This is a genomic window from Acinetobacter sp. YQ_14 (assembly GCF_043102985.1).
GTDB classification, from domain to species: Bacteria; Pseudomonadota; Gammaproteobacteria; order Pseudomonadales; family Moraxellaceae; genus Acinetobacter; species Acinetobacter venetianus.
Window position 1 is genome coordinate 401,723 of record NZ_JBICJJ010000024.1, and the last position, 13,393, is coordinate 415,115.

The window sequence follows — 13,393 nt, forward strand, 5'->3', positions numbered from 1 at the left end:
CACCCTGCATATTAACGTTATGATTTATAATTTGTAAATCAGATCACTTTTTCTCTATAAGAGGGTTTTCTCAATGATGCGGATTGGTTTGTTCTTGCTTACCAACCTCGCGGTACTGGTTGTAGCTGGCATTATTTTGTCACTCTTCGGTGTCGGTAGTTACCATGGCGCGGGTGGCTTAAACCTAGGCAACCTATTAGTCGTCTGTTTTGTGTTTGGTATGGTGGGTTCGATTATTTCCCTACTCATGTCAAAGTGGATGGCTAAAAAAACCACTGGAACTGAATTAATCGACCCTAATGCACCTCGTAATCAGGCTGAAGCGTGGTTATTACAAGAAGTTGCTCAACTCTCTCAACGTGCAGGTATTAACATGCCTGAGGTTGGTATATTCCCATCTTATCAGTCAAATGCATTTGCGACTGGTTGGAATAAAAATGATGCGCTGGTAGCTGTTTCGACAGGCTTATTAGAGCGTATGAATAAAGATGAGCTTCGTGCAGTACTTGCACATGAGATTGGTCACGTTGCTAACGGCGATATGGTGACACTTGCTTTGATTCAAGGTGTTGTAAACGCCTTCGTCATGTTCTTTGCACGTATTGCTGGTGACTTTATTGATCGTAATGTGTTTGGTCGTGAAGATGGTGAAGCACCCGGTCTTGCATATTTTGCGATTACCATCGTACTTGATATCGTATTTGGTATTTTGGCGTCTGCGATTGTGATGTGGTTCTCTCGTCAACGTGAATATCGCGCAGATGAAGCTGGCGCACGCTTAGCAGGTAAACAGGCAATGATTTCTGCATTACTTCGCTTACAAGCAGAATCTGAAATGCCTGATCAAATGCCTAAAGAAATGAAAGCATTTGCAATTGCGGAAGGTAAGGAACAAGGTTTTAGCTTAGCGGCTTTATTCCAAACCCACCCAACAATTGAACAACGTGTTGCTGCGTTACAGCAATTAAATGTTCAATAATCAAAAATAGATGAAAAATAAAGCCTCCATTTGGAGGCTTTATTGTTTTAATCACAAATTCGTTAACTAGCTTTGAAAGATTGATAGAGCTGCCATGCATAGCTAAAACCAGCCCATAGTGCAATCAGTAATAACAAAACAACAGCTATTCCTAATAAGTCTGGAATACGTAACCAAATCCAGCTTACGATAGGATTTCGCCAAAAAGCTGATTTTTTTTGCTTTTGCTCTAAAGACTCATGTAAGAATGGATGTACCACATGAATATCATTGTCAACCTGATATTCCTCACGAATATGATCATGTACGATTTCTAATGTCTTGCGACTTGGGCGAATAAATACATCAAATAACGTTCCAACGATTGGTACAAATCCAACCAACATATCCATGATGGCTAATTTAACCACCCCATTTAATTTATGTTGAGGAACTCCAACCTCTCGTGCTTTTTTAAAAGCATAAAGTGTCAAAATAAATCCAGCGATATCACCTGCAAAAGGAACTGTACTTAACGCAGCATCGGCGCCCACACCTTGCTTAGTAAATGGGATACGCACCAAACTATCCATCGTATTTGCAAATTTAGCTAAGTCCCGTTCAACAGCAATTGCTTGCTGTTGAGTTAATTTTTTTTGTTGGGTCTGATTAGACATTCATTTAACCTAAACAACGTTTATGTATTGAGAATAAAGTAGTTTTTTAGTTTTGTCGGTACAATTATTATTACTTACTAGAATAAAATCATCGAAGCAATAAATAAGTACACTATGACGCCTGTTGCATCACAAATCGATGTCACCAAAGGTGCGGATGCACTAGCAGGATCAAGCCCGACCTTATTTAAAATAAACGGTAGGCTCATGCCAATTAAACAGCCCATTAACACAATACCCATCATGCTAAGAGCCAATACCAACGCAACCATTTCATCCCCTCGAAAATATCCAAGTAATGATACGGCGACTGCCATGGTGCCGCCCAAACATAATGCAACAAGGCTCTCACGTCCGAGTAGATTAAACCAATCTTTGAATTGAACATCACCTGTTGCTAAAGCTCGAACCATGAGTGTAGAGGATTGTGAACCTGCATTTCCACCGCTACCAACTAACAAAGGTAAGAAAAAGACCAGTACTAAGTTCTGTGCAATCACATCTTCATAATGTGCAATACCAATTCCAGAAAGTAAGCTACCAAATACTAAGAACACCAACCAAAATACGCGTTTTTGATATAGCTGCAAAATCGGCGCAGATTTGATGCTTAATTTAGTAGATGCATTGACCGCCCCCACCTTTAAGAAGTCTTCTGTAGCTTCCTCACTTGCGACATCCATTGCATCATCATAGGTTACGATTCCCACCATCATGCCTTGTCGATCAATAATTGGCAGCGCCAATAAATCATAGCGAGCAATAGTCTTTGCAACCTCATCTTGATCCGTATCCACATAAGCAGTTAAAACATCAGTGACCATGAGTTCATTGATATTTTGTTCCTCGGCAGCAAGAATGAGCTGTTTTAATGACAAAACACCTAAAATTTTACGCGCTTCATCTAAGACATAAGCAAAGTAAATGGTCTCTGTATCAGGCGCTTCTAATCGCAACATCTTAATCGCTTCTTTCACCATCATCTGCGGTTTTAAGGTTGCATATTCAGAGCTCATGATCGCCCCTGCCGTACCTTCCATGTAAGAAGACAACTGGCGGATATCTTCACGTTCGGCTTGAGCTAAGGCTGGAAGCAATGCATTTTGTTGCTCTTCGTCTAAACACTTAAAAACATCGGCACGTTTATCAGAAGACATTTCACCAATAATTTCTGCCAAGGTATTTCTAGGCATAACTTTAGCTAATTTCACTTGCTCATTTGGGGAAAGATAGGAAAAAACATAAGCACGTTCAGGCAAATGTCTGAGTAACAACTGACTTTGATCAATAGATAACTGTGTCAATACATCAGCAATATCTACGGCCTTGAACGTTTTAATTGATTCAAGGGCAAGTTCAATGTGATTATTCTTTAATGCATCACTTAATAAATATAAAAAATTGTTGTAGCTCATGTCTGCCTCTTCACTACAAATCATCAGTAATGAAGATTCAAAGACAGTTTATTATTGTACTGTCGTCAAACGCTCTTCATTCTGACTTTGATCAATATAAAAATATGTAATTTTAGAAAAACTACAACTCTGCGTGTCCATTTAGGGAATTAATCCTCATTTAACCGCTTATACGGCACGGCAATACTACAAATATTTCTTTTTATTCTCAACTTAGACAACAAAAATGAACAATTCAAATTGTGAAGAGGCGCATGACTTTCAACTTGAACTGTTCATTGATGAGTACTGCAAGTCATTTGGCTAGATCGTTTCAGTTTTGATTTTCGGTTTAAACAAAGTGGTGACTAGTACATACATAAACGGAATAAAGATCAGTACTAAAATCGTTCCGAACACCACCCCACCAAATACGCTGTAACCAATTGCTTGTCGACTTAATGCCCCTGCACCGCTTGAGAACATAAGTGGGATCACACCAGCACCAAAAGCAATCGATGTCATCAGAATTGGACGAAGACGCAAACCTGCTGCCTCGAGTGCAGCATCCAAGCTACTTCTTCCTTGTTGTTGCAGACTTGCAGCGAATTCCACCATTAAAATGGCATTTTTACATGACAAACCAATTGTGGTGAGTAATGCAATCTGAAAATAGATATCGTTGGCAAAACCAAACAAATAACTAAAAATAATCGTTCCACCAACACCAAGAGGAATTGCAGCCATCACCACCGATGGAATTGACCAACTCTCATAGAGCGCAGCCAAGCATAAGAAAATAAAGGCGACAGAGATGAGATACAACCAAATTGCTTGATTGCTAGACTGTTGTTCTTGATAAGACAATCCACTCCAAGCCAAGCCAACATCAGGCATTTGATCAACTAAACCTTGAATTGCCTGCATTCCCTGTCCACTACTAAAACCGTTCGCTGCGTCAGCATCTAAACTGATTGCAGGATACCCCATAAAACGCTCAAGCATCGGTGGCGCACCTTGCCAATCAATCTGACTAAACTGATTAAATGGCACCATTTGTCCATTGGCATTTTTTACATACCAAGCACTTAGATCTTCAGGTTTTGAACGATATGGAGCATCACCTTGTAAATAAACACGCTTGATTCGACCACGATCAATAAAATCATTGATATAACTACCGCTCCAAGCAGTAGATAAAGTTCTATTGATTTCACTGACATTCAGGCCATGAATCATTGCTGCTTTATGATCAATTTTGATATTTAAAACAGCTTGGTCATCATTGCCTTTTTTATCTAGATTTTCGACAGAATCAATTGCATTACTTTGCTGCTGTAATTCTTTAAAAGAATCGACCAAACTGTCGCGTCCTGAGCCTTTGATATCTTGCAACCAAAAATCAATTTTGTCTGAATTACCTAGACCACGAATCACTGAAGGCATGACCACCATGATGCGAGCTTGATTATTTTTAGAGAAATATTTCATAGCTCTGGCACGAATTTGCTGTGCGCTGTTTTCAGTTCCCTTGCGATCGTCCCAATGTTTTAACGATATAAAAGCTTGCCCTAAATTTTGCCCGGTTCCTGAAAAATTTCTTCCGTGAATAACCATTACACCATTTAAATTTGCTTTCTCATGTTCAAGGAAATAGTCAGAAACAACCTTACCGACTTCTTCTGTCCTAGTCATCGGCGAACCTTGCGGAAGGCTAAACTGCACACCTAATAAACCTTGGTCTTCTTGAGGTAAAAAACTGGTTGGCAAATCACGATAAATCCAAATAAAACTAAAGATTAATAAAGACATCACAATCAAAGCGATCGCTTTAATACCAATCACCTTACTAGCAACATTGAGATAGCATGCTTTAATATAATCTAAACTTTTATTAAACCAGACAGCCCATCGCGCTTGTTTTTGTTGTGGTTGCAATAGAATTGCACACAAAGCAGGTGTCAAAATCAAAGCCACTAACAGGGACAACCCCATCGCAACAACCAGCGTAATAGAAAACTGTCGATAGATGATCCCCGTCGCACCACTAAAAAACGACATCGGAATAAAGACTGCCGTCAATACCAGCGTGATCCCCACCAAAGCTCCACTGATTTCTTGCATTGATTGAATAGCAGCTTGTTTCGCGGTTAGCTGCTGTTCATGCATTAAACGCTCTACATTCTCCACCACGACAATCGCATCATCAACCAACAAGCCAATCGCTAATACCATGGCGAATAAAGTCAGTGTGTTAATGCTCATACCAAGAACGGCAAGAACGGCACAAGTTCCCAAAATTACAACGGGTACTGTCACTGCTGGAACTAATGTAGCTCGCCAGTTTTGTAAGAAAATAAACATCACAAGCACAACCAGCCCTATTGCCTCAACTAACGTTGAAACGACTTGTGACATTGACTCTTTTACAAAAGGTGTATCATCTCGTGGATAAACAACAAAATATCCTTCTGGTAAAGTTTTCTCTAAGCGTGCTACTTCTTTATATACAGCATCGGCAACTTGCATCACATTTGCACCGACTGTTAATGATAAAGATAGACCAGAAGCAGGATAGCCATTTAAGCGGTTAAAGACTTGGTAATTTTCAGCACCGACCTCAACCCGTGCTACATCTTTGAGATAAACAAAACTGCCAGCTGTATTGGCTTTTATAACAATATTTTCAAACTGTTCAGGGGTACGTAATAGTGAACCTGAGGTTACTTTAGCATTGAGATATTGATGATCTATCGTCGGTAAATCACCAACCGCTCCAGCAGCAACTTGTGTATTTTGATTTTCAATTGCAGTGCGAACATCACTGACCTGTAATTGATAGCTTTGTAATTTTTGAGGATTAAGCCAAATCCGCATTGCATATTGCGAACCAAAAACATTGACCTCGCCAATTCCTTCAATACGGCTGAGATTTAACTCAAAATTATTGGTTAAGTAATCAGAAATATCGATATTTGTTGATCGGCCAGATTTATCTCCAAGACCGATGACCATGAAAGAGTCACTTAATGACTTTCTAACATTCACGCCTTGACGTTGTACATCTTCTGGTAAACGATTAATTGCACCATTAACTGCGTTTTGCACTTGAACTTGTGCTTGATCAGGATCAGTACCTTGCTTAAAGTACAAACTGATTCTGCTATTGCCACTCGCATCGCTACTGGAACTAAAATACAGTAAATGATCAATCCCTTTAATCTGCTGTTCAAGCACCTGTGTCACACTATCCTCAACCGCTTGTGCATCAGCACCACTATAAGTCGCAGCAACTGTAATTCGAGGTGGGGCAATATCGGGATAACGTTCAACGGGGAGATTGAGTGTCGAAAAAATACCAAATGCCATCACCAAAATCGCTAGCACGGTTGCAAAGATCGGACGCTCAATAAAAAACTTAGATAGCATGGCTGTTCATTCCATATGCTGAAACAGTCAATTTTTCAAATGATAATCATTTTGGGAGTTGCGTTTGTGATCATTACCGAGCAATCAAGTAAACGCTATCTCTTTTAACATATCATTTCAAAATACAAGGAAATGAGGAGAAATAATGGATTTTAAAATAACAGTATTTATAAAACACGATGCCCAAAATATTGAGTCATCAAAATCATGCGATATAAATTAATTTACAGTCTAATCAAATACTTCACAAATTAAGATTGACACCATATCAACTAAAACAGATATTAGCACGCCTAACTCTCTCCTCCCCATTTTACTAGGCATTTATGAAGGCCAGCTTAAAAAGTTTTAATATTCTGCTACTTATTCTACTTCCAGCACTCATCACTGGCGGTTTGCTCATTTTTGCAGGAAATTTATCAGACGGTTTACGTCTAGGCTTTTTATCCTTACCTGGCGTGCTTTTTATTTATCTAGCCATTTCACGCAAAAAAAGATACTGGTTGTGTTTTTCATTGATCTGGTGGTTCATATTTCTACTTGATTCACTCTTAAGATCAAGCACTTGGTTTTTATTTAGTAGTGATAATGAAGCGTACTTCATAATCGAAGCGATTGCCAATACTAATCAGCAGGAAATTTGGGAGTTTCTACAGCTTCATCGAGTAGCCGTAATCGGTGTACTCACTGGCTTAGTGCTTCTGATTGCTTTCTATAGTTACGCAATTTATAAAGTTGTAAAACCAGAACATTTTCAGCAGCTTTGGCAAAGTCGTTTATTCCGTAGCCTGATTATTTTCTTGACTTTACTCTGCTTGACAAGCCATATCATGAAACCGTCTCGAAAAGTACATCCATTCGTCTTTTGGAGTGATTATCAGACTAAAATTCAGGATTTTAGAGGTCGTATAAAACAGCATAAAAATGTTCATAAACAATGGGATGTCAGTGCACATAAAAACCTAATACAAACAAGACAATCTCAAGGTAAACAAACCCATGTCTTGGTTGTTTCTGAAAGCTTAACCAGTTTAAATCTCGGTGTTTGTGGATATTCTCGTGACACGACTCCAGAGTTAAAAAAACGGCTATCAGAAATCAAAGTATTTTGTAATGCGTTTTCTCCATCACCATCGACCATTAATGCTTTACGTGTTTTACTTACTGAAAGTCCCGCTGCTGAACATGACAAATATTCACCTGAAAGTGTTTTAGCATATGCCCGTGCAGCAGGTTATAAAATTTATTGGTTAAGTAACCAAGATGATAGTTACCTTTCATCATTGTTCGGTTCTTATGCAGACCAAGCAATTTATAAGAATAAACGTTCAGGTCGTAGCAGCACCTCATTAGATGAAAATCTCATTCCAATTTACCAACAAGCTTTAGCCGATCCAGCACCTAAAAAGCTCATCATTCTTCATTTAATTGGTGCACATCCTAATTATCAAGAGCGTTATCCAGTCGCTTTTAATAAATTTACCAGTGATAGTAATGATCTAGTTGAAACAGATCTGAAGAATAGAAACATTGATCCTTGGATTCGCGCATTAAGAAATGATTATGACAATGCCGTGCTATACGAAGATTCTTTGTTAGCTAAATTTCTGGATACATTACAAGCTGATCATATTCCTGACTTTAGATCATTTACTGTAGTTTCCGATCACGGTAATGAGGTTGGACATGAAATCGACTATGCAGGTCATAGTCCCAACACCAAAGCTGGTTATCAAGTTCCTGTCATTATGTGGTCGGATAGACAACGTATCGCAGGTGTAAATAATACCAAAACATTAAACACCGCCGAATTAGATAATAACCTGATGCACATTATGGGCTTAAAAGATAAATCGTCTAGCCATCAATCCTATTGGCAAGATGATAATTATCATTTTACTCCAGAAGCAAATTGGCCTTACTGGCAAAATAAATCTTAAAAGATTTAGTCCATCAATCAGCTTTATTTTTTGGTAAAACTGATTGGCTCGGTTTTTATTTATTCGCCTTAGAAATCCTATAGATTTCACAAAACTATCATCTTTTTGTCATCCGTTTGATAAAAAACACTTGCAAACTAGTTGCTTGATAAAAACGCATGAGCTTATTTATGTTAAAAAAAGCAGTCATTTGTCTTAGCCTAATTAGCCTTGTAGGTTGTAATGACGATAACAACGATCACTCAAACTCAAAGCAACCTACTTATGAATTTCCCCAAATATTAGTGGTTGGTCATCGTGGTGCAAGCGCTCTTCGACCTGAACATACACTTGAGTCTTACCAGAAAGCAATTGATGATGGTGCTGACTTCATCGAACCAGATTTAGTATCGACTAAAGATGGCGTATTAGTAGCACGTCATGAAAATGAAATCAGTGGAACAACTAATGTCGCAGATGTACCTGAATTTGCTGATCGTAAGAAAACCAAGGTAATTGATGGTGTTACACTAACAGGCTGGTTCACTGAAGACTTTACACTAAAAGAATTACAACAATTAAAAGCGCGTGAGCGTATCCCACAGTACCGTCCTCAAAACACCCAATATAATGATTTATATGACATTCCAACATTGGATCAAATCATTGACCTTGCAAATACAAACTATAAGAAAACTGGAAAAATTATTGGTTTGTACATTGAGACCAAACACCCTACTTATTTCCAAAATCAAAATTTAGGCATGGAAGATAAGTTGCTACAAACACTGGCAAAGTATCAGTATACGCGAGACATTGCACCGATTTACTTACAGTCATTTGAAGTGGGCAATTTAAAATATCTAAAACAGCAGCTTGATCTCCATAAAAGTGTGAAACATGCACAACTCATTCAGCTATATGATGAACAAACTGCGCGTCCAGCGGATTACGTTGCAGCTGAAAACCCAACAACTTACGGCGATATGGCAACGGCTCAAGGCTTAAAAAATGTATCAAGCTACGCCAATGGCGTTGGGCCATGGAAAGTCTATGTCTTTAAAGATGCGGCGATGACCGAAACCACATCATTTATTAAAGATGCACATGATGTTGGACTAAAAGTTCACCCTTATACTTTCCGCCCAGAAAACAACTTTTTACCTGACTCTCTTAAATGTAGTTCAAAAGCAGATGAACGTTGTGAAACAGGCTCAATCAAAGAAATGCAGCTTTACTTTAAAGCTGGTGTAGATGGCTTCTTTACGGATGATCCTGCGATTGGTCGTAAAGCAGTTCAAAACTATTTATCAACTCAGAAACAATAATCTTGACTTAAAAGGGCAGTTAAACTGCCCTTTTCTTATTGGTGTGAAGCCGCGAATTGCTTTTGTTTTACTTGTTCCCATTGCCACCAACCATAAGCAGCTAATCCAACAAAAACTGCATACAAGGCCGCTGTTAAAAACAAATCCTTATAAATAAACATGCCCACATAAATAATATCGACAAAGACCCACAACACCCACGTTGCAATATGTTTTCGGCTCGTCCAATAAGTTGCGAGTAAGCTAAAAGCAGCAAGTTGAGAGTCTAACATCGGCACTGCCGCATCAGTAAAATGCTTTAATACCAAGCCAAAGATTAAACCACCAATTGCAGCGATCAGCATTTGAATGATTACCGTTTGTGGAGCAATCGCTTCAATTCGAATTTCGTGATCTTCACGTTTCCCTTTCAACCAATAATAAAAACCGTAGAAATTCATCACCATGAAGAAAAATTGCAGAATGGTCTCGCCATAAAGTTTATACGTATAAAAAAGATAACCATAGAGAACGAATGCCACGAAGTTAAACCACCAACACCACATATTACGTCTCACCGTCAATGCGACACCAATGATACTGATTACAACAGCAATAATTTCTAAAGGAGACAAAACAAAACTTCTATCTAAATCACATCACCACATTATGAAAAAAACCAAAAATTAAGCAATCCTAAAATTTATCTTCTGAATCATTCTATTTTTAACTTTATTCTCAAACACGACTATTTTTCAACCAAAGCTTGTGCTATAAAAATCTAAATTCATTTTAAATATCACACATGTTGATCCATAAAGTTTCTTCTCAATATCCGACTCAATTCACCAATTGCATTTCAATCCATGCAATGTGGCGACGTGTCTGCATTTTTATGCGAGGAGACTTTGCAAACATAGATATGATGTCCATTTAAACAAGACATCAATTGCAAAAAGGTCGCCTCAGTAGCGACCTTTTTTATTGCCTAAACATCCATTTTTTATAGTAAATCACTTTGTTAATACAGGAGAATTTCCATGTCACAAACCCAACAGAAGAACTTTATTCAAGCAACACAGGGACAACCGACTGTAGTATCTACTCACCCTCGCCTTGCTACAGTCGGTCAATTTCTTGCAGTCGTATTCATTTGGTCTTTTACACCATTAGCAGCGGTATTGACTGTGCAAGAACTTCATTGGGCGTGGGGATTATTCCTACGATTTAGTCTCGCGATCCCTCTTGCATTGATTTGTCTATTTTATTTTCGACTTAAATTGATTGTGACTAAACAAGCGATGATCAGCTATGCAGCAGGTGCATTGGGCTTATTTGGTTCGATGTCTTTTTGCTATCTGGGTGCAACAAAAGTTTCATCAGGAATGATTTCTATTATTTATGGTACTGCGCCTTTGTGGACAGGCTTAATATCTGTATTGATTTTAAAACGTGAGCATTTTTTACAACGTCAATGGTATGGATTAACGCTAGCAATTGTAGGTTTATCTTTTACATTAGGAATTGGAACTGATGATATTCAACTCGATATGTTAGGAATTGGGTATGAAATTATCGCTGTTTTACTCTATGTTTTATCTATGTTTGCTGTGGCAAAGATTGGTGCTGAGATTCACCCCATTATTCAAACGACGGGTTCAACGCTGATGTCGTGGTTAGGTTATTTATGTCTGTTACCTCTATTTATCTCAGAAGCACCAACTCATTTTCCGAGTATTCAGACAGGCTTAGCCGTATTGTACAGTGCCCTATTTTCCTCAGTTTTGGCCATGATTTGCTATTTTCATTTGATTCAAAAGCTCAATCCAACAACAGTGATGCTCATTACAATTCTTACACCTGTTTTGGCAACCATTTGGGGCATATATTTCAATAACGAACGATTAAGCTCACATCTGGTTATAGGATTAGTCTTGCTTTGCTTGGGATTATTCTTATATGCATATCGGAACAGACCAAAATATCTTTAACTCATCTAAAACTGGTAGGTCAGCAGAATGATCTATCAGTTGGTAGTATCTCTCACCCTGACACAGTAAACTAAATTGGCTTTTTCGAGATTTGCTCAAGGATGAAAGAATCTATGCGTCGTTATTTTTTATGGATTTGGTTTAGTTTATTTTTGGTTTTACAAGGTTGTGTTCATGCAACGATCCAACCGACGGCATATCAAAAACAAACAACTGAATTAAAACAACGCTATTATCAAGCCAAAACAACGACACCTGATGGTACAGTTTTAGCCTTTACTGTATACCAACCTCAGTTAAAAGCGGGTCAAGATGCTCCTTTAATTATTCATACGCATGGTTTTGGTCTATCTCGCATGAAACGACCAGAAATGAGCTTGTATGGATTCTTACTTCCAACAGGACAAATCGCCAAGAAAGCATGGAAAGACGGCTATTGGGTGATTAGCTATGATCAACGTGGACATGGTAATAGTCAGGGCAAAATCCGTTTAACAGATCCTAAAAAAGAAGCTCAAGACGTTATTAGCATCATGAATTGGGCGGAAAACAACCTTCCTCAATTAGCAAAAAATCAAAATGGCGTTCGTGCAGGTATGATCGGCGAATCTTATGCTGGCGGCGTGCAATACCTTGCGTCCGCTCTTGACCCTCGCCTACAAGCGATTGTCCCAATTACGACATGGTATGACATCGTCAATAGCCTTGCACCCAATGGTATTCCAAAAAGTAATTGGATTAGCTTTCTTAATTTAATTGGTGATTGGTGGAACTGGAATAAATTTGACCCAGATTTAAAACAAGCTTATCTCGACACCCAACAAGGTCAGTTAAAAGCTTCGACCTATGACTTTTTAAAAACACATCAAGCCAGTTGGTTCTGTAGCCATAATCAAGCACCTCAAGCAGATGCACTAATTATCCAAGGATTTAGAGATGTGTTGTTTCCCTTTAATGAAGGCGTTAAAGCAGCGCAATGTATACAACAAGCTCAGCATGAAGTTCATTTAATTGGTGTACAAGGTGGTCATTTACAACCATTCGCACAAAGCTCTCCTTCAGGTAACACACCATTTTGGTATATTGGGAAATCTGTCAGCTGTGGCAATGAGCAAAAATATGATCTACAAAAAACCGTACTGGATTGGTTCAATCAAAAACTGAAAGATCAAAATACAAATACAACTCTTCCTGAACTATGTGTGGATGATAGCCCCATTCAACATCTCGCTGATTTAGCTGCAACAGAGCAATACACTTTAACCAAAACATGGATTGAACCCACCACAACTCAAGCCGTGTTTATTCCCATTCATACTTCGACTGAATCATCTCAACTTACTGGCTCACCTCAACTCAAATTAAATGTGCAAACTACAGATCAAAGTACGCCGACATTGTTCATTTCGGTTGCTATCAAATCAAAAGCATCTGGAAAATATGACATTTTAAATGAACAAACAGCACCATTTAACTCCTCAAAAAAACAGGCTTATGATCAAATCGTATTAGGTACGACAACAGAACAAGAAATTGAATTGCCGAGCGTCAATGGACAGCTTAATCAAGGAGATACTCTAGGTCTGTTAATCAATACTGAAAGTATTTATTATCAAAGCATTCAACAGCCTAAAATTGAGGCATGGGTTTCTGGAAAAATTATAATGCCTAAGCTTTGGAAATTAGAAAGTCCATAGTAATTATTATATTAAAAAATC

Annotated in this window: 9 protein-coding genes; 5 read left to right on the top strand and 4 right to left on the bottom strand. The window is 38.4% G+C overall.

What is annotated here, in order from left to right; all coding sequences use genetic code 11:
• The first annotated feature begins 73 nt into the window (after nt 1-73).
• Nucleotides 74-979: a protease HtpX gene (htpX, locus tag ACF8D3_RS15120; RefSeq protein ID WP_004878303.1), complete on the top strand. Its 906-nt coding sequence runs from the start codon at nt 74-76 to the stop codon at nt 977-979.
• Between the two features lie 62 nt (nt 980-1,041).
• On the opposite strand, the gene ACF8D3_RS15125 is transcribed toward htpX, so the two are convergent.
• The 3 genes from ACF8D3_RS15125 to ACF8D3_RS15135 form a co-directional block, all read right to left on the bottom strand.
• The gene (locus ACF8D3_RS15125; RefSeq protein WP_061526926.1) at nt 1,042-1,635 is read right to left on the bottom strand and encodes a DUF4112 domain-containing protein; all 594 of its coding nucleotides are present in this window, start codon (nt 1,633-1,635) and stop codon (nt 1,042-1,044) included.
• Between the two features lie 77 nt (nt 1,636-1,712).
• A complete protein-coding gene (gene mgtE / locus ACF8D3_RS15130) occupies nt 1,713-3,050 on the bottom strand; it encodes a magnesium transporter (protein WP_392472204.1) in 1,338 nt (445 codons plus the stop codon).
• A 303-nt stretch (nt 3,051-3,353) separates the two neighbouring features.
• Complete coding sequence (locus tag ACF8D3_RS15135) at nt 3,354-6,458, bottom strand: efflux RND transporter permease subunit (protein WP_392472206.1); 3,105 nt, start codon at nt 6,456-6,458, stop codon at nt 3,354-3,356.
• Between the two features lie 326 nt (nt 6,459-6,784).
• Here ACF8D3_RS15135 and ACF8D3_RS15140 point away from each other — a divergent pair, with 326 nt between their 5' ends.
• Complete coding sequence (locus ACF8D3_RS15140) at nt 6,785-8,398, top strand: phosphoethanolamine transferase (protein WP_004878297.1); 1,614 nt, start codon at nt 6,785-6,787, stop codon at nt 8,396-8,398.
• A 170-nt stretch (nt 8,399-8,568) separates the two neighbouring features.
• Complete coding sequence (locus ACF8D3_RS15145) at nt 8,569-9,705, top strand: glycerophosphodiester phosphodiesterase (RefSeq protein ID WP_312101975.1); 1,137 nt, start codon at nt 8,569-8,571, stop codon at nt 9,703-9,705.
• 35 nt (nt 9,706-9,740) lie between these two features.
• On the opposite strand, the gene pnuC is transcribed toward ACF8D3_RS15145, so the two are convergent.
• Nucleotides 9,741-10,319 (bottom strand): nicotinamide riboside transporter PnuC, encoded by a 579-nt coding sequence (gene pnuC, locus ACF8D3_RS15150; RefSeq protein WP_312101972.1) that lies wholly within the window; start codon nt 10,317-10,319, stop codon nt 9,741-9,743.
• A gap of 405 nt (nt 10,320-10,724) precedes the next feature.
• On the opposite strand from pnuC, the gene ACF8D3_RS15155 reads away from it, so the two are divergent.
• Both ACF8D3_RS15155 and ACF8D3_RS15160 read left to right on the top strand, forming a co-directional pair.
• Entirely contained in the window at nt 10,725-11,675 is a 951-nt protein-coding gene (locus tag ACF8D3_RS15155) for a DMT family transporter (protein WP_392472208.1), read from the top strand.
• 113 nt (nt 11,676-11,788) lie between these two features.
• Nucleotides 11,789-13,372, top strand: a complete 1,584-nt coding sequence (locus tag ACF8D3_RS15160) for a CocE/NonD family hydrolase (protein WP_312101966.1) — start codon at nt 11,789-11,791, stop codon at nt 13,370-13,372.
• Nucleotides 13,373-13,393 lie beyond the last annotated feature (21 nt).